General features: G+C 66.5%; 25 protein-coding genes. 7 read left to right on the top strand and 18 right to left on the bottom strand.

Annotated elements, in window-relative coordinates; translation table 11 throughout:
• Positions 1-24 precede the first annotated feature (24 nt).
• On the top strand, positions 25-927 hold the full coding sequence (locus QCE48_RS21095) for an SMP-30/gluconolactonase/LRE family protein (protein ID WP_309783916.1): 903 nt from the start codon (positions 25-27) through the stop codon (positions 925-927).
• A 5-nt stretch (positions 928-932) separates the two neighbouring features.
• On the opposite strand, the gene QCE48_RS21090 is transcribed toward QCE48_RS21095, so the two are convergent.
• Complete coding sequence (locus tag QCE48_RS21090; RefSeq protein ID WP_309783915.1) at positions 933-1,865, bottom strand: helix-turn-helix domain-containing protein; 933 nt, start codon at positions 1,863-1,865, stop codon at positions 933-935.
• Between the two features lie 92 nt (positions 1,866-1,957).
• On the opposite strand from QCE48_RS21090, the gene QCE48_RS21085 reads away from it, so the two are divergent.
• A complete protein-coding gene (locus QCE48_RS21085) occupies positions 1,958-3,205 on the top strand; it encodes a DUF1479 domain-containing protein (RefSeq protein WP_309783914.1) in 1,248 nt (415 codons plus the stop codon).
• Positions 3,206-3,255: 50 nt separating this feature from the next.
• Here QCE48_RS21085 and QCE48_RS21080 read toward each other — a convergent pair whose 3' ends face one another.
• Together QCE48_RS21080 and QCE48_RS21075 are read right to left on the bottom strand one after the other, a co-directional pair.
• Positions 3,256-4,170 carry an SMP-30/gluconolactonase/LRE family protein gene (locus QCE48_RS21080; RefSeq protein WP_309783913.1) on the bottom strand — a complete coding sequence of 305 codons (915 nt, stop codon included), beginning with the start codon at positions 4,168-4,170 and terminating at the stop codon, positions 3,256-3,258.
• Positions 4,167-4,988 (bottom strand): NAD(P)-dependent oxidoreductase, encoded by an 822-nt coding sequence (locus tag QCE48_RS21075; protein WP_309783912.1) that lies wholly within the window; start codon positions 4,986-4,988, stop codon positions 4,167-4,169. The genes QCE48_RS21080 and QCE48_RS21075 overlap by 4 nt, the downstream gene beginning before the upstream one ends.
• A gap of 192 nt (positions 4,989-5,180) precedes the next feature.
• On the opposite strand from QCE48_RS21075, the gene QCE48_RS21070 reads away from it, so the two are divergent.
• On the top strand, positions 5,181-6,173 hold the full coding sequence (locus QCE48_RS21070; RefSeq protein ID WP_309783911.1) for a LacI family DNA-binding transcriptional regulator: 993 nt from the start codon (positions 5,181-5,183) through the stop codon (positions 6,171-6,173).
• A gap of 43 nt (positions 6,174-6,216) precedes the next feature.
• Here QCE48_RS21070 and QCE48_RS21065 read toward each other — a convergent pair whose 3' ends face one another.
• The 5 genes from QCE48_RS21065 to QCE48_RS21045 all read right to left on the bottom strand — a co-directional run bounded on the left by QCE48_RS21065 (position 6,217) and on the right by QCE48_RS21045 (position 10,450).
• Positions 6,217-7,506: an MFS transporter gene (locus QCE48_RS21065; protein ID WP_309783910.1), complete on the bottom strand. Its 1,290-nt coding sequence runs from the start codon at positions 7,504-7,506 to the stop codon at positions 6,217-6,219.
• Between the two features lie 363 nt (positions 7,507-7,869).
• The gene (locus QCE48_RS21060; RefSeq protein WP_309783909.1) at positions 7,870-8,295 is read right to left on the bottom strand and encodes a cupin domain-containing protein; all 426 of its coding nucleotides are present in this window, start codon (positions 8,293-8,295) and stop codon (positions 7,870-7,872) included.
• 29 nt (positions 8,296-8,324) lie between these two features.
• Complete coding sequence (locus QCE48_RS21055) at positions 8,325-8,996, bottom strand: NAD(P)H-dependent oxidoreductase (protein WP_309783908.1); 672 nt, start codon at positions 8,994-8,996, stop codon at positions 8,325-8,327.
• A 78-nt stretch (positions 8,997-9,074) separates the two neighbouring features.
• Complete coding sequence (locus QCE48_RS21050) at positions 9,075-9,512, bottom strand: carboxymuconolactone decarboxylase family protein (protein WP_309783907.1); 438 nt, start codon at positions 9,510-9,512, stop codon at positions 9,075-9,077.
• A gap of 161 nt (positions 9,513-9,673) precedes the next feature.
• Positions 9,674-10,450 carry an NAD(P)H-dependent oxidoreductase gene (locus QCE48_RS21045; RefSeq protein ID WP_309783906.1) on the bottom strand — a complete coding sequence of 259 codons (777 nt, stop codon included), beginning with the start codon at positions 10,448-10,450 and terminating at the stop codon, positions 9,674-9,676.
• An 85-nt stretch (positions 10,451-10,535) separates the two neighbouring features.
• Between QCE48_RS21045 and QCE48_RS21040 the strand changes: the two genes are divergently transcribed.
• Positions 10,536-11,429 (top strand): LysR family transcriptional regulator, encoded by an 894-nt coding sequence (locus QCE48_RS21040; protein ID WP_309783905.1) that lies wholly within the window; start codon positions 10,536-10,538, stop codon positions 11,427-11,429.
• Positions 11,430-11,466: 37 nt separating this feature from the next.
• Here QCE48_RS21040 and QCE48_RS21035 read toward each other — a convergent pair whose 3' ends face one another.
• On the bottom strand, positions 11,467-12,390 hold the full coding sequence (locus QCE48_RS21035) for an AlkA N-terminal domain-containing protein (protein ID WP_309783904.1): 924 nt from the start codon (positions 12,388-12,390) through the stop codon (positions 11,467-11,469).
• A 179-nt stretch (positions 12,391-12,569) separates the two neighbouring features.
• Here QCE48_RS21035 and QCE48_RS21030 point away from each other — a divergent pair, with 179 nt between their 5' ends.
• Positions 12,570-13,238 carry a DNA-3-methyladenine glycosylase I gene (locus QCE48_RS21030; protein WP_309783903.1) on the top strand — a complete coding sequence of 223 codons (669 nt, stop codon included), beginning with the start codon at positions 12,570-12,572 and terminating at the stop codon, positions 13,236-13,238.
• Between the two features lie 21 nt (positions 13,239-13,259).
• Here QCE48_RS21030 and QCE48_RS21025 read toward each other — a convergent pair whose 3' ends face one another.
• Positions 13,260-14,084, bottom strand: a complete 825-nt coding sequence (locus QCE48_RS21025) for an isocitrate lyase/phosphoenolpyruvate mutase family protein (protein ID WP_309783902.1) — start codon at positions 14,082-14,084, stop codon at positions 13,260-13,262.
• Between the two features lie 152 nt (positions 14,085-14,236).
• Between QCE48_RS21025 and QCE48_RS21020 the strand changes: the two genes are divergently transcribed.
• Complete coding sequence (locus QCE48_RS21020; RefSeq protein WP_309783901.1) at positions 14,237-14,992, top strand: YoaK family protein; 756 nt, start codon at positions 14,237-14,239, stop codon at positions 14,990-14,992.
• A gap of 19 nt (positions 14,993-15,011) precedes the next feature.
• On the opposite strand, the gene QCE48_RS21015 is transcribed toward QCE48_RS21020, so the two are convergent.
• A complete protein-coding gene (locus QCE48_RS21015; RefSeq protein ID WP_309783900.1) occupies positions 15,012-15,758 on the bottom strand; it encodes an SDR family oxidoreductase in 747 nt (248 codons plus the stop codon).
• 34 nt (positions 15,759-15,792) lie between these two features.
• Positions 15,793-16,539 (bottom strand): glucose 1-dehydrogenase, encoded by a 747-nt coding sequence (locus QCE48_RS21010; protein WP_309783899.1) that lies wholly within the window; start codon positions 16,537-16,539, stop codon positions 15,793-15,795.
• A 159-nt stretch (positions 16,540-16,698) separates the two neighbouring features.
• Here QCE48_RS21010 and QCE48_RS21005 point away from each other — a divergent pair, with 159 nt between their 5' ends.
• Positions 16,699-17,586, top strand: coding sequence for a LysR substrate-binding domain-containing protein (locus QCE48_RS21005; protein WP_309783898.1), 888 nt, complete (start codon positions 16,699-16,701; stop codon positions 17,584-17,586).
• Here QCE48_RS21005 and QCE48_RS21000 read toward each other — a convergent pair.
• The 6 genes from QCE48_RS21000 to QCE48_RS20975 form a co-directional block, all read right to left on the bottom strand.
• On the bottom strand, positions 17,583-18,263 hold the full coding sequence (locus QCE48_RS21000; RefSeq protein ID WP_309783897.1) for a DUF5074 domain-containing protein: 681 nt from the start codon (positions 18,261-18,263) through the stop codon (positions 17,583-17,585). The genes QCE48_RS21005 and QCE48_RS21000 overlap by 4 nt on opposite strands.
• Positions 18,264-18,298: 35 nt before the next feature.
• Positions 18,299-19,519 carry a helix-turn-helix domain-containing protein gene (locus QCE48_RS20995; RefSeq protein ID WP_309783896.1) on the bottom strand — a complete coding sequence of 407 codons (1,221 nt, stop codon included), beginning with the start codon at positions 19,517-19,519 and terminating at the stop codon, positions 18,299-18,301.
• 242 nt (positions 19,520-19,761) lie between these two features.
• On the bottom strand, positions 19,762-21,414 hold the full coding sequence (locus QCE48_RS20990) for an FAD-dependent oxidoreductase (protein ID WP_309783895.1): 1,653 nt from the start codon (positions 21,412-21,414) through the stop codon (positions 19,762-19,764).
• A gap of 163 nt (positions 21,415-21,577) precedes the next feature.
• Positions 21,578-22,249, bottom strand: a complete 672-nt coding sequence (locus tag QCE48_RS20985) for a glycoside hydrolase family 19 protein (RefSeq protein ID WP_309783894.1) — start codon at positions 22,247-22,249, stop codon at positions 21,578-21,580.
• Between the two features lie 253 nt (positions 22,250-22,502).
• Positions 22,503-23,357: a FecR family protein gene (locus QCE48_RS20980; RefSeq protein WP_309783893.1), complete on the bottom strand. Its 855-nt coding sequence runs from the start codon at positions 23,355-23,357 to the stop codon at positions 22,503-22,505.
• Entirely contained in the window at positions 23,344-25,038 is a 1,695-nt protein-coding gene (locus tag QCE48_RS20975; protein ID WP_309783892.1) for a TIR domain-containing protein, read from the bottom strand. The genes QCE48_RS20980 and QCE48_RS20975 overlap by 14 nt, the downstream gene beginning before the upstream one ends.
• Positions 25,039-25,230: the final 192 nt, after the last annotated feature.

The raw sequence follows: 25,230 nt of genomic DNA, 5'->3' as shown, positions 1-25,230 counted from the left end.
CTGAACCAAAAAACGGAGACGACGATGATCGAAGCGCGATTGCTGGTCGATGCGAACAATCACCTCGGCGAAGGGCCGCTCTGGGATGTGAAGGAGGAACGGCTCTACTGGATCGACAGTACCGCCGCCGAGATCTACCGTTGCCGCGCGGACGGCAGCGAAGTCGAGCGCTTTTTCGTGCCGCGCCACATCGGCTCGATGGCGCTCAGGGAGAAGGGCGGCGCGGTGGTCGCGCTTGCGAACGGTCTGCATTTCTACGACTTCGACAAGCAGACGGTCCAACTGATCGCGGACCCGGAGAGCGACGATCCCGAAACGCGCTTCAACGACGGCAAGGTGGATCGCAAGGGCCGTTTCATCGCGGGCACGATGGCCTACGATTTCGATCGCTACGACGCGGATCGCGGACAACGTCCGACGCGAAGCGGCGGTCTCTACCGGCTCGATACGGACGGCAAGGTGACGCGGCTCGACGGCGGGATCAGTTGCTCGAACGGTCCGTGCTGGAGCCCCGACAATCGCACGCTCTATTTCACGGACACCTACGACAAGCAGATGTACGCCTACGATTACGACATCGAGACGGGCGCTGCATCGAACCGGCGCGTGTTCGCATCGGCACGCGACATGGCCGGCACCTTCGACGGCGCGACCGTCGATGAGCAAGGCTACGTCTGGTCGGCGCTCGTGTTCGGCGGACGCATCTTGCGCTACGCGCCCGATGGCACGCTCGATCGCGTCGTGCCGTTTCCGGTGCGCAACCTGACGAGCGTGATGTTCGGCGGCCCGAATCTGGACACCCTGTACGTCACGACGATGGGACGTCCGATGTGGGGCATTCCGCAGAAAGAGCGCGACAAGGGCGGACTGTTCGCGGTGACGGGTCTCGGGGTCAAAGGCTTGCCGGAGCCGCGCTTCGGCGGCTAGGCGGATCAGCGGCGTTCCAGCGATGGCGAGCGCGAGTCGAGCGGTTCGCCATCGCCCGCATTGCGCGCCGCGCCGGCAAACTCCTTCCGATAGGCGGCCGGCGTCGTCTCCTTGAGCGCGCGGAACTGCCGGTTGAAATGGGCGACGTTCGGAAAGCCGGATCGTGCCGCGATCACCGAAACCGGCCACGACGTATCGGCGAGCATCCGGCAGGCGTGACCGACGCGCACGCGGTTCACATAACGCCCCGCGCTCTCGCCGAGATGCTGCACGAAATAGCGATTGAGCGTGCGTTCGGAAAGCCTCGCGGCCGCCGCCAGTTCGCCGACCGTCAGCCGCTCCGCAAAGCGCGCCTCGATTACCGCCAGCGCGCGGTTGAGCCGTTCCGGCTCGTGGCCCGACGGGCGTCCGGCGCTGTCGACATCGAACGCACTCGGCGACGCGAGCGGCGTCGCGTCTTCATCGGCGAGCGCGCATAGCGCATTGAGCACGACGCCGAGCCGCTCGCGCGGAGAGTCAGAAAGCAGTCCCGCGGCACGCGCGCGCAGTGCGGCGCCCGCTTCGGGAGCGAACGCCAGTCCGCACGCGGCGCGTCTCAACAGCCGATGCAGTGCCTCGAACTCCGGACAGCAGTCGGCCACCCGCCGCGCCCAGTCGCCGCTGAACCACACGACGATGGCGACCTGCGGCGCGCCGCCATCGATCGAACGGTTCGACGACCACGTGTGCGGCAGATCCGGCGGCACCAGCACGAGATCGTCGCCTTCATAGGTCGCGATCGAATCGCCGATGTAGCGCTTGCCGCGGCTGTTCATCGTCAGCGTGAGTTCGTATTCGGGATGGTGATGCCATTCGAAAGGAATGCGCGGCAGCTTTCGATGAAAAACGCGCACCGAGCAGCCCGCGCCCATCGCGACGTGTTCGTAGGAAGGCTTCATGTCTGGAAATGCAAAGAAGTTGACCGGATGGTATCACTCAGCGCGGGCGCATCGGACTAAGCTCAGGGCATTCGACAACCTCAGGAGACGCCATGAGTGCCCTTGAAATCGACGACTTGCCGTGCGCGATCCGCGCAGTGAAACGACAACTCCGGGCCGCGTTGCCCAACTACAAAGAGGTGTTCGGGCAGGTCGAAGCGGAGATCGAGCGGAAGGTCGCGGTCATCGTGAAAGAGCGCGCGCGCGGTGAATCGGTGATCCCCGAAATCCGCTTCGCGGACATCGCGGGCGGACGGGTCAGCGACGAACAGATCGCGCGCGTCAAGGAACGCGGCGCGTGCGTGGTGCGCGGCGTGTTCAGTCCCGAACGCGCGGGCGAATGGGACGCGCGCATCGCCGCGTATGTCGAGGAAAACCGGCTCGACGACAAACTCGCGCATCGGGCCGAAGACAAGTATTTCGGCAATCTGGCGTCGAGCAAGCCGCAGATCTACGGCATCTACTGGTCCGCGCCGCAGGTAGAGGCCCGGCAATCGCCCGAACTCACGCAAACGCGCGTGTTCCTCAACCGCCTGTGGAAATGGGAGAGCGAGGGCCGTGTCCATTTCGATCCCGAGCGGGTTCCCGTCTACGCGGACCGCCTGCGACGCCGGCCGCCCGGTTCGGAGTCGCTCGGGTTGTCGGCGCATTGCGACGGCGGCTCGGTCGAACGATGGCTCGACGACAACTTCAGGCGCGTCTACCGGCATGTGTTCAGCGGCGACTGGCGTCGCTACGACGCCTTCGATGCCGCCTACCGGCCCGAGGTGCGCGAGTTGCCTTCGCCGGCCGTCTGCTCGATGTTCCGCACGTTTCAGGGCTGGACGGCGCTGACGCCGCAAGGCCCCGGCGACGGCACGCTGCAACTCGTGCCGATCGCGAACGCGATGGTCTACGTGCTCTTGCGCGCGCTGCAGGACGACGTCGCCGACGATGATCTGTGCGGCGCCCAGCCCGGCCGTGCGCTGTCCATCAAGCCGGAGTGGCATGGTCCGCTGCGGGAGGCGCTGTCGTCGATTCCGCAGATGCAGGCCGGCGACACCGTGTTCTGGCATAGCGACGTGATCCACGCGGTGGAGGATGCGCATCGCGGAACGGGGTACAGCAACGTGATGTACATCTCGGCGGCGCCGGCCTGCGCGAAGAACGACGCCTATCTGCGGCGCCAGTTGCCGGCGTTTGTGAAGGGAGAGAGTCCGCCCGATTTTCCGGCCGACCATTTCGAAACCGATTTTGCCGGCAGAGCGACCGAAGCCAGCCTGACGCCTCTCGGCAAGGCGCAACTGGGCTTCGGTCTCTGAATTGCGCTCGATCGTGCGCGCGCGGCTAAAACGCCACCGTCACGCCACCGTCACGCGACTGGCAAACTCCCGGCGTAGAGCGGCTCGGGCAAACCTTTCACGCCCGGGCGCAGCGCGAACACGTGGCCGTCGTCGTCGTTCGCGTTCGTGCCTGGGCGGATCGAGGTGACGAACAGCGTGTCGAAATCGCTGCCGCCGAATGCGCACATCGACGGCTTGCTCGCCGGCACCGCGATCTCGCGGTCGAGCCGGCCTTGCGGGGTGAAGCGCAGCAGCTTCCCGGCATCGTTCGCGCAGGTCCAGTAGCAGCCGTCGGCGTCGACGGCGGCGCCGTCCGGGCGGCCCGAATAATGATGCAGGTCCGCGAAGACGCGGCGATTGCGCGGCGTGCCGGTTTCGATGTCGAAGTCGAATGCCCAGATGAGACGCCGCGTTGGATGCGAATCCGACAGATACAGCGTCGTGCCATCCGGCGACCACCCGAGGCCGTTCTGCGTGATCAACCCGTCCACGATGGGTGAAGAAAGCTCGCCATTCGCGTCGAAGCGATACAGCGCGCCGGCCGTGCTGGCAAGCGACATATCCTGCACCATCGTGCCGGCCCAGAAGCGTCCCTGGCGGTCGCAGCGGCCGTCGTTGAAACGCATGCCGTCCGCCGCGAAATCGGGCGCGGCGAGGCGGCGCGCGGTGATATCGGCGGCATCGGCGGCATCCAGCTTCACGGCGAAGAGGCCGCTTTCGAGGCCCGCGAGCACCGTGCCGTCGCGATCGAACGCAAAGCACGCGACTTGTTCCGGCATCGCCCATTCGCTGCGACGCCCGCTCGCGGCCGCAAGCCGCACAATGCGCCGCGCCGGAATGTCGACCCAATACAGCGACGCTTCGCCCGCGTGCCACACGGGACACTCGCCGACCGTCGCGCGCCCGGCCGCGTCGAGCCGCTCCACGCGCGGCGCCGCGCTCATCGGCTGCGCTCCATCGGTTCGCCGAGCACGAACGGGCCGCCCTGGAAGCGCTGGGCGGGATCGTCGTGGTCGTCGGTCGGGGCCGAAGCCGGGAAGCGCTCGGCGAACGGCACGGAGCTGTCGCGCGGGTTGAAGCCGAGGAAACCCGCCTTCGTGTTGTCCCACCACTTGACCGGATTGTTCGACGCACCATACGCAACGACGTGTCCGACGCGGTTCGTGAAGAGCGAGCAGCGCACGAGTTCGATGAAATCGCGATAGCTCAGAAACGTGACGAGCATGCGCGGATTTTTCGGTTCCTCGAACGACGAGCCGATGCGCAGGCACACCGTCTCGATGCCGAAGCGGTCGTAGTAATAGCGCGAAAGCGATTCGCCGAAGCATTTCGTCACGCCGTAGAGGCTGTCCGGGCGCTGCGGCGAGTCGGCGTCGAGCACTTCGGTCACGGGATGAAAACCGATCGTGTGATTCGAGCTCGCGAACACGACGCGCTTCACGCCGTGCCTGCGGGCCGCTTCGTAGAGGTTGTAGGTGCCGCGGATATTGGCTTCGATCAGGTCGTCGAACGGCGCGTCGATCGAAATGCCGCCGAGATGCACGATCGCATCCACGCCTTCGACGAGATGCATCACCGCTTCGCGGTCGGACAGGTCGACGACGTTCGCTTCCTCGTGCGGCGCGGGTTCGCCGAGCGCGGCGATATCGCTCACGCGCACGATGTCGGCCCAGTTTGCGAGCGCGCCGCGAAGCTGACAGCCCAGATTGCCGGCCGCGCCCGTCAGGAGCAGACGGTGGAACGGTTTTCGTGTCGGGTTCATGGGAATTCCTCCAGGATGCTTAAAAAATTCGATTTCAGGAAAACGTTTTCCATACTATAACGGGGCGTCTCGCTCATCGTCAATGGCGCGAGCGGCTGGCGATTTCCTGTCAGGAACACCTGCTGACATGCGCCCGCGAATCGCGTTTTCTGCGACAATCCGTTAACAGACAGAGAAAACGTTACCCTCCGTATGAAAAAACTTTCCCCGACGATTCGCGACGTTGCTGCCGCCGCCGGCGTGTCGGTGGCGACGGTCTCCAAGTACATGAACGGCGCGCAGCGCTTCTCGGCGCCCGTCGAGGCGAAGCTGAAGGCGGCCATCGAAGAGCTCGGCTACCGTTCGAACCCGCTCGCGCGCTCGATGATCACCGGACGCACGCGCACCATCGGCCTCACGATTCTCGACATCGCCAATCCGCACTTCACAAATGTCGTGAAAGGCGCGAACCGCATCGCGCTGCGGCACGACTACACGCTGCTGCTCGTCGACATCGACGAAACGCAGGCGCTCGAACGGCCGCTGATCGAAGCGCTTGCGCAGCGCGTCGACGGCCTGATCGTGAGTTCGCGTCTCTCCGACGAGGAAGCCCGCTGGATGCTCGATCTCGACAAGCCACTCGTGCTTCTGCGCCGCAGCGACGAATTGCCGATTCCGAGCGTCGGCATTGACAACCGGCTGGCCGCCTACATGCTCGCCCGGCATCTGGTGAATCTCGGGCATCGCCAGATCGCGTATCTCGGCTTCGGCCACGCGCGCATCAACGACGAGCGGATTCGCGGCGTGCGCGAGTGTCTCGACGAAGTGGGGCTCACGCTCGACGTTCACGACGCTCACGCGCCGACCGCCCGCGCGGGCGAACATGCCTGCTCGCGCGTGATGCTCGGGCCGCACCGGCCGCAGGCGGTGATCTGCTACAACGACCTGATCGCGCTCGGTTTCATGAAGGAAGCGGCTTCGCTCGGCATTCGCGTGCCGGAAGACGTCTCGGTGACGGGCGTCGACAACGTTCCCTACAGCGAGTACGCGTCGCCCGCGCTGACCACCGTCGACGTGCAAAGCGAGAAAATGGGCGAACTCGCGATGCAAAAGCTCATCGACGCGCTCGCCGGTCATCCGGATACCGGGCATTCGATGTTCGAGCCGCGGCTGATCGTGCGGGACTCGACGGCGCCCTGCCGTTGAAACGCGGCGCCCGCGAATCGAAACAGGCGGGCGCCGCATTGCTTCAGACCTCGAGTTTCGCCGGCTGCATGCGCGGCGTGAGGACGTGCATGATCGCGAAGGCGATGAGATACGCCGACGCGCCGATTGCGAAGAGCACCCAGTAGTGCCCCGTGCGTTGCAGCACCTGGCCGATCACTTCCGAGAACAGCACGCCGCCGATCGAACCGGCCATGCCGCCGATGCCGACCACCGCGCCAAGCGCACGCTTCGGGAACAGGTCCGACGCGGTCGTGAACAGATTCGCCGACCAGCCCTGGTGCGCCGCCGCCGCGAGACCGACGATCGCCACCGCGCCCCAAAGATTGTCGACTTGCGAGACGAACGCGATCGGCAGCACGCAGCAGGCGCAGATGAACATCGCGGTCTTGCGCGCGCCGTTCACGCTCCAGCCGGCGCGCAGCAGCGCCGACGAAATCCAGCCGCCGCCGATACTGCCGACGGTCGTCATCGCGTAAATCACGACGAGCGGCAAGCCGATGTGCTGCATGTCCATGCCACGCGATTCGTTGAGCCACTTCGGCAGCCAGAACAGGTAGAACCACCACACCGGATCGGTCAGGAACTTGCCGATGATGAACGCCCACGTCTGGCGCTTCTTGATCAGCACGCCCCAGCCCGGCGCGCGGGCGTTGACGTTGGCGGCGTCGAGCGCTTCGACTTCGTCCTGCGCTTCGGCCATTTCCTGGTCGCGGGCGGCCGGCTCGGCCGAGCGGTAGAACGCGAACCAGAAGCCCAGCCAGACGATGCCGATCGCCCCGATGATCACGAACGCCGCGCGCCAGCCGAAGGCGAGCGCGAGCGGCGGAATGATCGCGGGTGCGAACACGGCGCCGATGTTCGCGCCCGAGTTGAAGATGCCGGTGGCGAGCGCGCGTTCACGGCGCGGAAACCATTCCGCCGTCGTCTTGATCGCGGCCGGGAAATTGCCGCCTTCGCCGATGCCGAGCAGCGCACGCACCATCGCGAATCCCGTCACCGAGCCGACCGCCGCGTGCAGCATCGCCGCGATGCTCCAGACCAGCATGGCGAGCGCGTAGGAAACGCGCGTGCCGAGCCAGTCGACGATCCGGCCGAAACCCAGGAGGCCGACCGCGTAGAACGCCGAGAACGCGATCACGATCCGTCCGTACTGAATCTGCGTCCAGCCGATGTCGTGCTGCAGGAGCGGCGCGAGCAAGCCGAGAATCTGCCGGTCCATGTAGTTGATGACGGTCGCGAAGAATAGCAGCGCGCACACGGTCCAGCGGTAGCGGCTGGCGGCGCGCACGACGCCGGCGACGGCAGTGTTCATGAGTGTCTCCGTTGCGCGGCATCGCTCGTCGCGCCGCGCTCTCTGATCGGTAATGGCGACGAGCGCCGGGGCCTTTAGCGTCGCGCGGCGAGGCCTGCCGTGCGATGCGTCTGCCGGATTTGGAAAACGTTTTTCAAGAATAGTGGCTTTGCCGCGGATTGCCTAGTGCTCGATTTCCCGAGGTTCGGCGCTGCGGGCCGTCGTGGCAGGCTTCGTTTGAGTTAATCGTTTTCTAAAGTCCAGACGGCGGTACAGATTGGTCTGATCAAAAGCCGGAGAAAGTAAAACGACCGGAAGCGCGTTTCGCGTTTCCGGTCGTGGAGGCGGCGTGGTGTTGATCCGCCGCGTTGCGCGGCGTCGGGGCTATTTCTTGTCGAACGTGACGAGATTCTTGTCTTTCGTGTCCGCGATGAAGATCGCGAGCAGTTTTGCCGGTTCGGTATCGCTCGCGTTTTCGCTTACCGTGTGATGCGCGCCGGGTTTTTCGGTCCAGTGCTCGCCTGCGCGAAAGACGCGTGCCTCGCCGCCATCGACCTGGCTGCGGATCGCGCCGGAGAGCACGTAGCCGACGACGAACGCCTGTCCGTGCCGATGCGAAGGCGACTTGGCGCCGGGCGCGTACTCGACGACCAGCGCGGTCATCGTCTTGCCGGGAACGTTCGGAATCGCTTCGGCGAGCGCCGGCGTGATCGTTTCGTGCGCGGCGGCTTCGGCGGCGAAGGCGGTTTGCGAAGCCGTCGCGAGGGACAGCACGGCGAGCGCGGCCGCCGCGATCGAGCGGATATTCATGATGATTCTCCTGAGAATGTGCGTTTCAATCAGAGCGCGTCGGCTTCTTCTTGCGCGTCCGATGACGATTCCACCTGCGCCCAGCGCGCCGCGATCGCGGACAACTCGTCGCGCGCCCGTTCGAGCGCCTGGGTGCGCGCTTCCTGATCCGAGAACTGGAGCGGCTGCGCATCGACGAAGGTCGGCTCCGCGACGCCGAGGAACCCGAACGCGGCCCTGAGCGCCGGCGTGAGCGCGTCCATCGGCGAGAACGGCGTGCCCGGGCGCAAATCGGCGCCGCGGCTCGTGATGAAGATCACCTTCTGGCGTCCGAGCCGCCCCTCGATGCGGCCGTCTTCCGTATGGACGTAGGTGATGCCGGTGCGCGTAATGCTGTCGACGAAAGCCTTGAAGGCGGAAGGCATCGACCAGTTGTACATCGGCATGGCGAAGACGAGCGCGTCGGCTTCGAGCACGCGCCGGCACAACGCGTCGGAGGCGGCGAGCGTCGCTTTCATCGCGGGCGTGCGGTCTTTCTCCTGCGTATAGATGGCGATGGCATACGCTTCGGTGACGTGCGGCGGGGTATCGACCGTGACGTCGAGGTAGTCGATTTCGACGTCCACCCCTTCGGTGCGCAGACGCTCGATGAAGAATCGGCTCAACGCGCGCGAGTTGGATCGTTCGCGCTTCGCGCTCGCATCCACATGCATGACTTTCACGACTTTTCTCCTGGAAACAATGACGAACTGAAGTGGCCGCGTGTGCCGCGGCGGTTCGAATGACGGACGCGCGCGATCTCAGGCCGGCAGCTTGCGGAACGAAATCGCGAAGCGGTTCCACGCGTTGATGGCCGTGATGAGCAGCGTCAGGTCGACGAGTTCTTCGTCGCTGAAGTGCGGGCGCACCGCGTTCCACACGGCGTCGGGAACGTGTTCCTGCGACACCAGCGTCAGCGCTTCCGTCCATTCGAGCGCGGCGCGTTCGCGGTCGGTGAAGAACGGCGTTTCGCGCCACACGACGACCGTCGCCAGGCGGCGCTCGGTTTCGCCGCCCTTGCGTGCGTCGGTCGTGTGCATGTCGACGCAGTACGCGCAGCCGTTGATCTGCGACGCACGCAGTCGAACCAGTTCCGTCAGCGATTTTTCGAGCGCCGACTTGCCGATGCGCTTTTCGACACCGACCAGCGCTTCGATGGCGGCGGGGTTGGCTTTGTAGAAGTCGAGACGTTGTTCCATGATGGGCTCCTGAGGGTTGAACGCATGCAGCGATGCGATGAGTGAAGATTACGCGCTCGACTGGCCTTCGAAAACGACCAGTTTTGGCTAATTTAAGGTAGCCAGTGCATAGTCTTCGGGACCCGATTCAGGAGACTGGCGCGGACGGTCGCAGAGAGCGTCTAGCCGATGTGCGCGGCGAAGCCGTGCGTGTCAGGCGCGATTTCCGGGCGCAGCGTCAGTGCGGGGATGTCGTATGCGCCCGCGTTCTGCGGACGAAACGCGATCGGCGCCGTGTTCGCGAGGTCGTCGAGGCGTCGTCCGAGTTCGTCGCACAGCGTGGCGAATCGCGTTTCGTCGGTCCGGCCGGTTCGATAGACCACGAACGGCGGGAGGACGTCGAAGCCCGGGTAATACAGAATCCCGTGATGGATCGGGAACAGGATGTCGTCGATCGGTCCGTTGATGCCGCGCGCGCTGTAGTGCGACTCCCAGCCCCCCGCGGTGACGACGAGCATCGCCCGCTTGCCCGCGAGCGTGCCTTCTCCATAGCGGTCGCCCCAGCGCGCGTCGGAGTGCTCGCCGACACCATACGCGAAGCCGCAGGCGTAGACGCGCTCGACCCAGCCTTTCAGGATCGCCGGCATCGAAAACCACCAGAGCGGGAACTGCAGGATCAGCGTGTCCGCCCATCGCAGCTTCTCCTGCTCGCGCGCGATGTCCTCGCTTTGCAGGCCATGCTCGAAGGCATGCTTCGAGTCGAGCGATGGATCGAAGCGCAGATCGCGCGGCGCGACGCGGGTGTCGTTCGCATCCAGCGATGCCTTCCAGTTCATTGCGTACAGGTCGGATACCTGAACGACGTGGCCCGCGTCTTCGAGTCGCTTGATCGAGAAATTCCTGAGCGAGCCGTTCAGCGACCGTGGTTCGGGATGCGCGTAGACGAGATGAATATTCATGGATGACCTCCATTGCCGGGAAACAGGCAGGATAGGTTTGCGTCGGGTATATTGGAAATGAATTTCCAATATTGCAGGTATTGCGATGAATAATCTCAGGCGACTGGATCTCAACCTGCTCGTGACGCTCGATGCATTGCTCTCGGAACACAACGTCACGCGTGCGGCGGAACGCCTGAACTTCTCGCAGCCATCGGTGAGCGTGCATCTCGCGAAGCTGCGGGACATCTTCGGCGATCCCCTTCTGCTGCCGGGGCCGCGCGGGATGCGGCCCACCGCGCGAGCGGACGCGTTGCGCGCGCCCTTGAGGGAAGCACTCGAAGCGCTCGGACGCGCGGTGTCGCCCGCCAGTCCTTTCGACCCGGCTTCGGCGACCCACACGTGGCGCGTCGCCGCGACCGACTACAGTGAATCGACCGTTGTGCTGCCGGCGCTTGACGGATTGCGCACGGCGGCCCCGCGCACGCGGCTGGCGGTTCTGGAACTCGCTCCGCCGCACATCGCGAGGCAAGCGGAGCAGGGCGTGATCGACCTGGCCTTTCATACGAGCGACGAAGCGCCAGCGGGCTTGCGTCGCCGTCCGCTCTTTACCGAACGATATGTGCTGGCCGGGCGCGCGGGTCATCCGCGTCTGAAGAGAAAGCCCACGCGAACGCAATTCTGCGCACTCGATCATGTGATCGTGTCGCCGGATGGCGGCGGGTTTCGCGGCGTCACGGATGAAGCGTTGTCGGAGGCCGGTCTCACGCGGCGCGTCGTGCTGTCCGTGCCGCACTTCTTGTTCGTCATGTCGGTGCTGGCGAACACCGATCTCGTCGCGATGCTGCCCGCGCGGCTGGTTCGCGGTTCGCCTGCGCTGAAGATCGTCGAGCCGCCCGTCGATGTGCCGGGCTACGAGATGGCGATGCTCTGGCATGAGCGCTCGCATCGCGACCCCGCGCATGCATGGCTGCGGGAGCACATCGCGTCTTCGGTGTGAAGCGATGCCGATGCGTTCCTTTCGCGCTAAAGAGCGCTTAACCGCCTCGCGCGAGCCCCGTTTCCCTCGCGACGCCATTCCACAGATGCATCGCGGCATACGCACGCCACGGACGCCAGCGCTCGGTCCTCGAGCGCTGCTGCGCCGCCTTCACGAGCGACGGGTCGCGCCGGGCGATGGCCTGCATCAGCACGAGATCGGCTTCCGGCCACGCGTCGGGATCGCGCAATGCACGCATCGCGACATAGCCGACGGTCCACGGCCCGATGCCGGGCATCGCGAGCATGTCCCGCTGCAGCGCGAGCGGATCGGCGCCGGGCGTGTCGAGCGGCAGCGCGTCGCTCGCGACGGCCTGCGCGAAGCGCTGCACGGTGGCGATCCGCTTCGTCGGCATGCCGATGAGCTCGAGATCGGCTGCGGCCAGTTCGGCGGGCGTCGGGAAGCGCCAGGCGGTGCCTTCGTGCGGATGGCCGTCGATGCGCTTGCCCGCGCGTTGCACGATGCGGCTCATGATCGTCGATGCGCCTTTCACGCTCACCTGTTGCCCGACGATCGTCCGCACGACGAGTTCGAAGCCCGACCACGCGCCGGGCACGCGCAGCCCCGGCGCGGCTTCGATCAGCGGCGCGAGCCACGGGTCGGCTGACAGCGTGCGGTCGATTGCCTTGGGATCGGCGTGCAGGTCGAACATGCGCGCGATGGGCGCGGCGAGATCGTCTTGATGACGCCGCACGTCGCCGTCGATTGTCACGATGAGGCGATGCTTGCGCGGATGACGCGTGACCTCGATCGTGCCGCTGTCCCCGTTCCATTCGATCGCGCGGCGGTAGGTGTTTCCTTCGACCGATTCGACGCCTGCCGACGCCCGCCCCGCGATGAACGAGAGCAGACGCGTCCAGTCGAACGGAGCCTTGAACGGAAGTTCCAGCGTGGTCCTGGCCTGATGGATAGGGGTCGCCATGATTTCTTGCGGACGCGAGCTTCCCGGCTAGCGTGAATGACAGTGAGGGACACAGTGTAGGCGCTTTGCCGCGCGCGGCGGGCGCGCCCGGCTGTGCAGCACGGATTTTGCCGAAGCCGACTCGTGTGTTCGATAAGATTGAGCGGTCAAACAACTGCGAATCAAAAGAGAAAGTACACGTGGTCACCAAGAAGAACAGCCAGCCCGCAAAGCCCGCGGCGAAAAAAGCGGCGCTTCCCGCGCGGACGCAACCGGTCGACGTGATCGTCGGTGTGGATGGTCTCGCGCGTCCGCCGTGGGCCGCGACCGATGCGTTGCTGCAGGCGTATTACGACACCGAATGGGGCATGCCCGTGCGCGACGAGCGCGGGCTGTTCGAGCGCCTGAGCCTCGAAGCGTTCCAGTCGGGACTCTCGTGGGCGACGATCCTGCGCAAGCGCGATGCGTTCCGCGAAGTATTCCTCGATTTCGATCCGGACGCCGTCGCGGCTTTTTCGGAAGAGGACGTCGCGCGGCTGATGGCCGACGAGCGCATCATTCGCAACCGCGCCAAGATTCTCGCGACCATCGGCAACGCGCGGGCGACCGTGCGTCTGCGTGATGAAGGCGGGCTTGCCGCGTTCATTTGGTCGTTCCAGCCGAAGGTCACGCCCGCGCCCAAGCTGCTTTCCGACATTCCGACCACGTCGGCCGAATCGGTTGCATTGAGCAAGGCGCTGCGCGCGAAGGGTTTCGTGTTCGTCGGCCCGACGACGATGCACGCGCTCATGGAAGCGACGGGCATCGTCGATACGCATCTCGTCGACAGTCATCGCCGAGGGTCGTCGGGCGTGTGGCCGCGCGGGTAGCACGGCAAAAGCGCTGGATCGCTAGCGCTTGCCCGAGAAAAACGCGTCGAGCTGCGGATTCGACGCGGCCTTGGCGAACCCGTCGAAGCTCCCGCCCGCGAGCAATTGCGCCACGCGCATGAACTCGCCCCACACGGTGCGAGCGAGCGCGCTGCCGACGCTGATGCGCCGCACGCCGAGCCCGGCGATGTCGTCGAAGGTGAGGTCCGTCGCGGAACTGACGAGCAGGTTCAGCGGCGCCGGTGCCACGGCGGCGACCGCTTCGGCAATCTGCTCGCGCGTCTTCAGGCCCGGCGCGTACAGACAGTCCGCGCCCGCGTCGCGATAGGCGACCAGGCGGGCGATGGTGTCGCGCAAATCGTGGCGCCCGTGCAGGAAGTTCTCCGCGCGGCCGATCAGGAGCGCATCGTTGCCGGCTTCGTCGAACGCGCGTCGGGCAGCTTCGATGCGCGCGATCGCGGCGTCGAGCGGATAGATCGGATTGGCGGCGTCGCCGGTGGCATCTTCGATCGACAGGCCCGCGACGCCGGTATCGAGCGCAAGCCGCACGTGATGGGCGAGCTCGGCCGGATCGTGTGCGAAGCCGTTCTCGAAGTCCGCGTTCAACGGCAGGTCGGTTGCCGACGCCATGTCGCGCAGATGAGCGAGCACCTGGTCGAGCGTGACGCCGTTGTCGGGCTGGCCGAGCGTCCACGCGAAACCGGCGCTCGTCGTGGCGAGCGCCTTGAAACCCAGGCTCTCCAGATAGCGGGCGCTTCCGATGTCCCACGGATTCGGCAACACGAAGCAGCCCTCATTGTGCAACGCGCGAAACGTTGCGCGCTTTTCTGCGGTCGAACGCGGCATGGCTTGTCCCCTCTGAAATGTTGGCTGGAACGTCTTGGAGGATAGCCCGGCGTGCTGCACCCGGCTATTGTGCTCGCCGTGTACGCAAAACAATGGATTCGGGGAATTTTCGCGGCATAGAATAGGCGCTCGATGCCCGTCCCCCGCCCGTCATGCCGATCCACTACCTTCGCAGCCTGACTGCCCGCAATCGTACCGTCCTGGCTAACCGGCGGCTCGGGCTCGCGCTTGCGTTCGTCGCCGGCGCGGCCAACGCCGGCGGATTTCTCGCGGTGGGACAGTACACCTCCCACATGTCGGGCATCGTTTCGGCCCTCGCGGACAATCTGGCGGTCGGCGAAACGGTGCTCGTCGTCGGCGGACTGAGCGCGCTCGCGGCGTTCCTCTGCGGCGCGGCGGCGTCGGCGATGCTCATCAACTGGGGCCGGCGCAGGCAGGCTCACAGCGAATACGCGATGCCCCTGTTGCTCGAAGCGGTGTTGCTGCTGTGCTTTGGCCTCCTCGGCTCGAACCTCGAGCATCATCGCGTGATGTTCATGCCGGCGACGGTCGGCCTGCTGTGCTTTGTGATGGGCTTGCAGAACGCGATGATCACGAAGATCTCGAAAGCCGAAATCCGCACGACGCACGTGACGGGGCTCGTCACCGACATCGGCATCGAACTCGGCAAGCTCTTCTACTGGAACCTCGGCGAGGCGCTCGACGGCGGCGACAAAGTCCGCGCCGACCGCGCGCGCCTGCGTCTGCTGTCGTCGCTGCTCGGGATGTTTCTGGCAGGCGCGCTGGCCGGCGCGTTCGGATTCAAACACGCCGGCTTCGTCGCGACGGTTCCACTCGCGACGATCCTCGTCGCGCTCGCCGTCGTCCCCGTGCTCGACGACCTGCGCGGCAAGAGCATGCGCGTCTGAGCGCGCGACGCGTCGGTTGTCAGAGCTTCGAGCCTCCGTCCACCCGCAGCGTCTCGCCCGTGATCCAGCGCGCGGCGTCCGAAGCGAGAAACGCCACTGCGTCGCCGATGTCGTCGGGCTGGGCCACGCGTTTCAGTGCCTGCATGCCGAGCGTGGCCGCGCGTCCCGCGTCCGTCTTCGTGAAGTTCGACATGTCGGTTTCGACGACGCCCGGCGCAACGGCATTCACGCGGATACCCCGTTCGCCGAGCACCGAAGCGAAGTGCGTGACGAGCGTATCGACCGCGCCTTTGGTCGATGCATAGGCCGAAAGCGTGCCGACCGCAGCGCGCGCGGCGAGCGACGAGAGCAGCACGATGCTGCTGCCCTCGCACATCACCGGCAACAGTTGCTGGACGAGGAAATACGGCGCGCGCACGTTCACGGCGAACAGGTCGTCGAAGTCTTCGACCGTGGTCTCCTCGATGCTCGCGGCCTTCGAGACGCCCGCGTTCGCCACCAGAATGTCGAGACGCTGGCCGATCACGTCGCGCACGCGTGCCGCGAGCCGATGCGGGCCGTCCGCGTCGCGCAGGTTCGCCGCGACTTTCTGTGCAACGCCGCCGGCGGCGCGAATCGCCTCGACGACGGCCTCCGCTTCCTTTTCGCCGCTGCTGTAGTGGACGAGCACCTGCGCGCCGGCGCGCGCGAGTGCGAGCGCGCTGGCGCGGCCGATGCCGCGCGATGCGCCCGTGACGAGCGCGGTCTTTCCTGTGAGGCTGTTCATGACGAATCTCCAGTGACGTGAATGAAGGGCGCGCTCAGCCGGCGGTCTTGCCGCCGTCGACGGTGACGATCTGGCCGGTCACGAACGACGCCGCGTCGGAAGCGAGAAACTGAATCGCGCGGGCGATGTCGTCGGGCTTGCCGACGCGCCCGAGCGGCACCGACGCGGCGAGCGCCGCTCGGCGCTCGTCGGTGCCGGTGAAGCGGTCGAGCATGCCGGTGTCGGTCGGTCCCGGCGCGACGGCGTTCACCCGCACGCCCGAGCCCGCCACTTCGAGCGCCGCCGACTTCGTGATGCCTTCCACCGCGTGCTTGCTGCCCGCGTAGACCGAGGCGAACGCCGCGCCTTCGTGACCGTAAGTCGACGACACGTTGACGACGCTGCCGCTTCGCTGCGCCTGCATGACGCGCAATTCGTGCTTGAGGCTCAGCAGCGTGCCGAGCACGTTGGTTTCGAAGGTCGCTGCGTAGCTGCCGGCGGTTTGATCGACGATCGCGCCCGGCTCGCCTTCGGTGCCCGCGTTGTTCACGGCGGCGTCGATCCGGCCGAAGCGCGCGACGGCGGCGTCGACGAGGTCACGCACGTCGTCGTCGTGGCGGACGTCGGCGCGGACGAAGACGGCGTCCGCGCCGCGTTCGCGCAGTTCGGCTTCCAGCGCCCGGCCTTCGGCTTCGCGACGGCCCGACACGATAAGACGCGCGCCGCTCTCGGCGAAAGCGAACGCGGTCGCGCGGCCGATTCCGGTCAGTGCGCCGGTGATGAGGATGACTGGCTTGGTCATTTCATGCTCCTGAGATATAGATGAAAGGTATGGATAATGGCGGACGGGAAGTGCGTTTCGTCGTTGGCTGTCCAGCAATGTAGAGGGCGCTTGCGCAAAGGAAAAAGACTTTGTAGGCTGAGGAGCATGCCTGTGAGGCATGGCAACACGCGAGAAAAAATGGAACTGCGGCATCTGAAGTACTTCGTGGCGGTCGCCGAGACCGGCAGCCTGACGGTAGCGGCCGGGCGACGCCTGCACACGTCGCAGCCGTCGCTCAGCCGGCAGATTCGCGACCTGGAGGACGAGGTCGGTGCGGCGCTCTTCAGTCGCAGCGCGCGCGGCGTCGAACTGACGGCGGCGGGCAAGGCGTTTCTCGATCACGCGCGCCTCGCGCTCGCGCAGGTCGACGCCGCGACGGAAGCGGCGCGCCGCGCGTCGCAGCCGGCGAAGAAGGTGTTCGCGCTGGGTTTCCTGACGGGACAGGAGATGACGTGGCTACCGCGCGCGATGCAGGTGCTGCGCGACGAGCTGCCGAATATCGACGTGACGGTGTCGAGCCACTATTCGCCGGACCTGGCCGACGCCCTCGCGCGCGGCAAGCTCGATCTCGCGTTTCTGCGCGCCGAGCCGGGTTTCGATCTGACGTATCGCGTGGTGAGCCGCGAGAAGCTGGTCGTGCTGATGCCGAGCGATCACCGGCTGACGGAGCGCGCCGCCATCCGCGCGCAGGACCTGAGCGGCGAGACGTTCATCATGGCGTCGAACAAGGCGGCGGTGCTGCACGACGTGATCGAACGCTATCTGCGGGAGAACGACGTCGATATCGCGCGCGAGCACGGCGTCGACAACCTCGCGATGGCGATGTCGCTCGTCGCTTCCACGCGCGGCCTCGCGCTGATGCCGGAGTATGCGATCAACCTGCTGCCGTGGTCGGTCGTGAGCCGGCCGCTGGAAGGCGAGGCGCCGACGATCGACCTCGTCGTCGGGTACAGCCGGTCGAATGCTTCGCCCACGCTCGAACTCTTTCTGTCGCGAGTGGACGAATTGACGGCGGCGCGGACTTAGGCCGCTTCGTCCGGATTCTTCGTGGCTTCGAGGTCGTCCCGCTGACGCCTCGGGCGGCGGACGGCCCGCAGCTTCCCGCTGCTTCCGCCGCCGCAGTAGAACCGGTCGCCGCCATCCGATTCGAGCCCCGACACGCCGACGCCGGCCGGCATGTCGAGACGCTCCAGCAACTCGCCGGTGCGGGCATCGATGCGCCGCAGTTCGCTCTCGTCGGCTTCCAGCGTGGCGTGCCAGAGTTCTCCTTCGACCCAGGTCACGCCCGTGACGAAGCGGTTGGATTCGATGGTGCGAAGCACGGCCCCGGTTTGCGGATCGACCTGATGGATCTTGCGCTCCTGATACTGACCGACCCAGAGCGTTCCTTCGGCCCATGCGAGTCCCGAATCGCCACCGCCACCGGGCGCCGGGATCGTGGCGAGCACGCGGCCGGTCTTCGGATCGATCTTCTGGATGCGCGATTCGGCGATCTGATACAGATGCTCGCCGTCGAAGGCCGTGCCCGCGTGGGCCGCGACGTCGATGGAGCGCACTGTCTCGCCGCTCGATGGATCGAGCGCGTTCAGCTTGTCGCCCGTGGCGAACCAGACTTGCTGACCGTCGTAGGTGACGCCATGCACTTTGTCGATGCCCGGAAAGGGCCCATATTCACGCACGATTTCAGCCGCTGATCGGTTCATGGTCGGTTCCTGTTTGTCGGTTTCACGCTCCCATCCTAGTCGCCCGAAAGCGACGCGGGGAGTAACAAGGTCGTCGTGAATCCGGGCACGGGCGGAGTCATCCAGCGGCGCGCGCGTCCGCGGCCGAAGGACTGCACCTTGCCTGCCGTCGCGAGCGCATCGAGCGCCCGTTGCACGCTGCGCTGGCTGGCGCCGAGCGCGAGGGCAAGCGCGGAACTCGACCACGACTCGCCGTCCGCGAGACACGCGAGCATCGCCGCATGCGCCTCTTCGACGGGTCGCGTCATCACCACGACCTCGCGCGCGCCGCGTGGCGAGAGCGCAAAGCCTTGCTTCGTGGCGCTCACGTCGGCGAGCGGCCGGAGCATCGCGCGAAGCCGCCCGACTTCGACGCGCAACCGCGCGCGGTGCGTTTCGTCGGCGTGCTTCGTGCGAAACGCCCGCGCGATGAGCACGTCTCTCGGCACGTCCGACGGCCATGCCTCGCCGAGCGCACGCGCGAGCGCGAACAGCACGGGCCGGCTCGCGAGCGGCACGCGCGTGTGCGCATCGCGCACGACGAGACGACACGCATCCACGACGAGCGCCTCCGACGCATAGAGCGCCTCGACGTCGTCGAGCAGGAGCAGCCGTTCCGTGCCGCGCGCGATGAGGCGCGCCGCAGGAGCGTTCAAAACGAGAAAAGCGCTTTCGACTTCGGCCGCGAGCGCAGGGATGCGCGCCTGTTGCGCGGCGCGCTCGGCGCGGCCGAGCGCCGCGCGTGCGGGCTTCGTCCGCAGGCGCCGCATCGCGATGCCCGCGACCACCAGTTCGTGGGCGACACGCAATGCGGGCGGGAATGGCGTCGGGTCGAGCGCGTCGAGCGTGCGCTCGGCATCGTCGATGCGACCGATCAGGAGCAGACGCCGCACGTCGAGATAGCGCGCATGCGCGGCGTTCAGCCGGTCGCCGTGCGCTTCGAGCGTCGCGCGCGCTGCATCGAGCGCTTTCGTCGGCCAGTTCAGGTCGCGCGAGACGAGGGCGATTTCGGCCTCGGCGACGACGCATCGCGCCCGCGCCACCGCCTCCTTCGAACCGAAAGCACGGGCCGCGCTGCGCACGAGCGCCTTCGCGCGCACGAGCTCGCCGAGCTGTGCCATCGCGATGCCCCTGAGCGCGAGCGCGGGAGCGTCGTCGCGCAAGGCCACGCGGTTCAGCGCGCCGAGCGGATCGCCGGCTGCGAGCGCACGCGCCGCCGCCGTGATCAGCGAGTCCATCGTCTAGTCGAATCCCGCCACACTTGTCACTCCCCCCGTCCGAGGCCCGGTACTAATCTAGCACGACGATCCGGGAGCGGGCGATGTCAGGACGGACGGTTTCCGGGCGGGGTTTCATCGGTGTGGCGGTGCTGCTTTTCGCCGCGAGCGCTGCGGCGCCGTGGCGGTCAGCCTGGGGTTGTGGCTGGTCGTGCGGGCCGTCGTTTGCGGATGACGCGTGACATCCGGCGTCGTCGAAGCCGCTATCGGCCGTCGAGCTGAAGATACTTGTGCGCGAAGGCGATCGCCATGCTTCCCTCGCCAACCGCCGACGCCACGCGCTTGACCGGACTCAGTCGCACGTCCCCGCAGGCGAACACGCCGGGCACGCTCGATTCGAGCAGATACGGATCGCGGTTGTGCGGCCAGCGCCCGGCCTTGACGACGTCGTCGCCAGTCAGCACATAGCCGCGCTTGTCGCGCGCGATGTCGGGCGGCAGCCATTCGGTTTGCGCGTCGGCGCCGATGAAGACGAACAGGCCGCCGCAGTCGTGACGGCTGACGGTCGCCGTGGCGGCGTCGAGTATGTCGATGGCGGTGAGATGCGTGTCGCCATATGCGCCGACGACTTCCGAGCGCAGTTTCACCACGACATTCGATTTGCCGGCAAGCTGCTCCACCAGATAGCGGGACATGCTCTTGTCGAGTGCGTCGCCGCGCACGACGAGCGTCACCACGCGCGCGTGGCCCGCGAAGAACAGCGCCGCCTGCCCGGCGGAATTGCCGCCGCCGATCAGGTGCACGTCGAGTCCGTGAGTCGCGCCGGCTTCGCTGCGCGCCGCGCCGTAGTAGATGCCCTTGCCGATGAAGCGGTCGAAGCCTTCGATCGCGAGGCGCCGCCACGTGACGCCCGTCGCGAGGATCAGCGTGCGCACGCGAACGACGTCGCCGCCGTCGAGGTGAACGCAGCGCGACTCGACATCGATGCGCTCCACCGCGCGCGTCACCAGAATCTCCGCGCCCAGGCGCTTCGCTTGCTGCAAGGCCCGGCTCGCGAGTTCGTCGCCGGAAACGCCGCTCGGAAAGCCGAGGTAGTTCTCGATGCGCGACGAGGTGCCCGCCTGTCCGCCCGGCGCCTCGCGCTCGACCACGATAGTGCGCAGACCCTCGGACGCGCCATAGACCGCCGCGGCAAGGCCGGCGGGGCCGCCGCCGATGATCATCGTGTCGTATTCGGCGAGGCGAGGTTTCGTCTGTAGACCGAGCAGTTCGGCCAGCTCGCGCGTCGCGGGGCGGTTGAGCAGCGTGCCGTCGGCGAGGCGCAGCACGGGGCAATCTTCCTCGGCGGGGCAGGGGGCGTGCCAGCGCGTCGCCATTTCGGGCGCGTCCGGCGTCATCCAGTCGAAGCTGATCTGGTTGCGCGCGAGAAAGGTGCGCAGGCCCGCACACGCCGTGTCCCACCGGCTGCCGACCATCGTCACGCGCGGCTTGGGCGGCTCGGCGGCGATGCCCTGCAATCCGCCGATGCGCTCACGCGCCAGCGCGCCCATCTTCACCGCGACCTCCGGCGATGCCGCCGCCAGCGCGTAGTAGCGCGACGCATCGACGCGCATCACACGCGACGCCTCTGCGGCCCGGTACGCGCCGGGGAACGGCGAACTCAACGCGAGCGGCACTTCGCCGAAGATCGTGCCGGGCAGACGCCAGCCCAGCGTGCGCTCGACGCCGTCGAACAGCTTGACGACCTCCATCCTGCCGGAGAGCACCGCATAGAGCGCCCGCTCGCCGCCTTCGTGCACGGCGAATTCACCGGGAGACAGATGCAGGTCCGCCGATGTGTTCGCGAGATGGTCGAGTTCGGCGTCGGAAAGCGTGGAGAACAGCGGAATTGCCCGAATGTCGTCAAGGGTCAGCATGGCGTCGTCGAGAGCAGGCAAGCGAGGGATCGAGGGGCGGCCACGATGGAATGCGTGTCCACGCGAAGTATATGACCTGCGATGGAGAATATTGGTCTTACGGAAACGGCTGCATCGGCGATGGCGCTTCCGATCAGCTTCGCCATCGCCATGAGGTGCACCGTCAGGCCATCGCGTTGCCCCCGGACACCGCCGCGCCGAGCGCGTTGCTTGCCAGCTCGAACGCGTTGTCGCGTCCTTGCTCGCCTTCGTGCGCCGGATTGATCTTCGCCGTGATGGCGTGGAAGCTGCCCTGATCGGCGAGTTCGTTGCAGCCGTGCGATTGCCAGAACCATGCGGCGACGAGCGCGGCGATGCCGGCGTCGTTGCGCACGCTGTCCGGATTGGCAACGAGATCGACGCCGATGGCCTTGCCCGCCGCGTCGAAATTGCCCTTGAAGGTAAGCTGGATCAGGCCCGAGCCGCGATAGCGCCAACCGTCGCCGCTCGCAGCGGGCCCGTTGCCGCACTTGTTCTGATAGACGAGATTCGCGATCTGCTGCTGACGATCGGGCGGCACGCACGTTTCGCCGGTCTGTCGGCCGAGCGCGTTGCATTGCGTCTGCGTGAGCGAAGAGAAGACGGCATCCAGACGGGACGCCGCATAGTTGAACTTCTCGGCGACGGGCGGCAGCGGAAAGCCTCCGCTTTCGTAGGCGATTTGCGCCAGAAAAGCCGCCTGTCGCGCGGGCGTATTGATCTGATACCGCTCCATCGCCACCGAAATCGGCGCGAGCCAGAATGCCGCGCTCGCCTGGGATGCACCGGTTGCCGCCATGAACGTTGACTGGTCCATGCTGTTCTCCACATCGTGTTTCGTCGGGAGTGCGCGTCGTTGCACGCTGGACGGGCCGTACCCGAAGTGAAATGCCGCCGGGAATGTTTGAAGGGGAAGCTTTATTAGCAGGCGGGGATCGAGACGGCGCGCGATCGCCGGGTTGGATCAGCGCGACGTGAATAGCGTTTTAGCACGTATTCCCGCGGATGCACTGCTTAGGATGCCGTCTTATGAGCGCCGCATAACATTGTCGAAGCGAGCGTGTCTTCCGCTAACGGATAGGCGTCGATGGGGGCGTCGGCGGATTGTATGGCGCCGCGCGATTCCCGGCGCGTGGGTCCGTGCCGGTGCCGGTCGTCGAGCGCTCGTTCGACTGAGGGCCGCCCGGATAACGCGGACCGCCCATCGGTTCGACACCGGGCGCGACGCCCCACGTCACCGGCGAAGCTCGCGGCTTGCGAAGCCGCGATTCGGCTTCGTCGGCCCAGCGCGAGAGGGCGCCCGCTTCCACGCGCTGCGGTGCGGACGGCCCGCGAATTCCGGCGACGGTAAGCGAGAGGTTCTCGGTCAACAGAATCGGCGGCCAGCGTGCGCCGCTTTCCGGCGTGCACAGCACGCGCCCTTCACGCACGAAGACCGCCACGTTGCCGGGCGCCGTCGCCGGATAGCCGTCGCTGCGGCGCACGTCGAACTCCGTGCCTTCCACCGACGCCGACAGTTCCTTGGTCACCACCTGACCGCCGCCTTGCTTCGCAATGCTCTTGATCCTGGCGAACAGTTCGCCGACAAGCAGCTTGATCGATCCCAACTGAACGCGCGTCTGCCGGTTGAGAGTGACCGTGCTGCCGTCGTCGTATTCGATGACGGCCTGGCCGCCCGCCGTATCGACGATATCGCCGGGAAGCAGTTGCATGCCGGACGGATCGCGAATCACGCCCTTGTCCGGGCGCTCGACGCTTACGCCAGGGTCGGAATACAGGACCGTGCCTTTGTGCGACGCCCCCGCGCCCACGAAGAGCGGACCGACGCCGAACGACGCATCCGCGCAACCCGCAAGGAGCGCCACGCACAGCGCGAGTCGCACGATCGCGACTAGCGTTTCGGGACGACGTTCAGCGCCTGCCATGAGACCACCTCTTTTCGAGTGCCAGCAGCATCCACCATGTCACGCCAAAGGCGGCGAGGTGATAAAGGCTGTCGACGAGCAACCCAAATCTGGCGTAAAGCAGCACGGCGATCGCGAGAAAGGCGAAACAGGCCGCGGGCAGGACGACGACGTCGAGCCATCGCGACTTGCCCACGCGCCAGATGCGATAGGCGATGGCCGCCGCCACCATCACGAGCACGAGAAGCCATTGCTGAAGGTATCCGAGCGGCGTGACGATCGCCCCGGTCAGGAGGGCATTGACCGCGCCGGCCTGGAATTCGAAGCCGTAGCGCTGTGGCCCGGCTACGTCGAGCCGCGTCTGCAGCAGGTCCAGCGGATGCTCGGCGCCGACGACGATCACCTTGCCCTGCCACGCGGGCGCGGGCGAACCGAGGGCGAGCACGGCATCGGCGTTGAGCCGCCTCGCTGGATCGCGCAGACGTTCGCGATGCGACAGCGGAAAGATGATGCGCGCGAGCACGGCCCCCGCCGGACGCGCGGGACAGTCCTTGTCGGCCCATTCGGCGACTTCACGCAGCGAGAAGCGCACGTTTTGATCGTCGGCGCCGTTGCTCACATGCAGGATCGTGTCCGACGAAGAAATGCGCTCGATGTCCGTCGCGCCGGTCACCGCATACAGCGCGAACGACCCGTAGACGCTCTTGCCCGCCTGCATCGCGACCGTGCCGAATACCGCGTTGTCGAGCTTCTGGCCGATGCATGTCAGCCCGAGAAAGGCGCCGGACTCGCCGAGGCCCGGCAGCGCGACGGCGCGACCGTCGGGCGTGCGCGCCTTGAAGCCGAACACGACGCGCGTGCCGCTCTGACGCGCCGCGCGTATCGCGTCGATCAGGGCGACGTCGGCGGGGCCGGGCTCTTCCGTGGTGATGTCGAAGGCGATGGCCGTGGCCTTTTGCTGCGCCGCCAGCGCGATCAGGCGTGCATAGTCGGCGCGACGCGTCCGCGCGAGGCCGCGGGTTTCCGACGCGTTCGGCACGATGCCGACGAGCACCAGGTCCTTCGAAAGCGCCGGCTCGAAGAGCACGTCTCCGATCATCATGGTGAAGCTCGCGGTGCGCGTGTCGAGGCCGAGGAGATCGAATACATTGACCCACACGAACGAGAACGCCGTGGCACCCACCAGCACCGAAACGGCCGCGCTCGCGCGAAAGATCCGCAGCTTCTGCATGCTGAGCCTGATGGATTCGATCAGGCCGGTGCCTTCCAGTTGAGCGGCGATCGCAGCGATGTCGCGGTCGCGTGTGTCCCGCCTAAGCGGCATGGTGTGGAGGTTCGCCAGTTCGGCGACATCCGCGGGCAGGTCGTCCGCGTCGGGAAGCTGTGCGCCGTCGACCAGCACCGGAATGACGCGTTTCTTCTGCCGTAGCGCTTCGGCCACCTCCCAGCGCACGTAGTCGGTCGCGCCCTGTGCGGCACGCTCGTTGAGCATCGAGAGCCATGCCACGCCGACGACCGCCAGCATCACGTCGCATTCCCGGATTCGCTCCGACAACAGATTCCGCCAGTTGGCGCCGGCGGGTATGTCCTGAATGTCGAAGAACACGCGGTGTCGCGGAAACAGGGCGGCCAGCCGGTCGCGCAGCAGTTCGCTGGTCGCCGAGGTGTCGTCGCGTCTGTACGTGATGAAGATGTTGGGCATGGTCTGGATCGGCAGGCGACGAAGCAGGCCGTCCCAGGCGCGACCGGGACCGCGTACACGCGACGCGTCGATGCTTCGGCCTGCGTGTCATCCGCTGCGGTTAGCATGTCCAGCGGTGACGTTTCGCGCGCCCGATGCCGCGCGCCATAGGTCGCACAGTACTACATGCGGCAGATAATTCAATGGGATTCT

Origin of the sequence: Caballeronia sp. LZ024 (assembly GCF_031451455.1) — a bacterium.
Lineage (GTDB): Bacteria > Pseudomonadota > Gammaproteobacteria > Burkholderiales > Burkholderiaceae > Caballeronia > Caballeronia telluris.
This window is presented reverse-complemented; position numbering and strand designations above follow the sequence as displayed.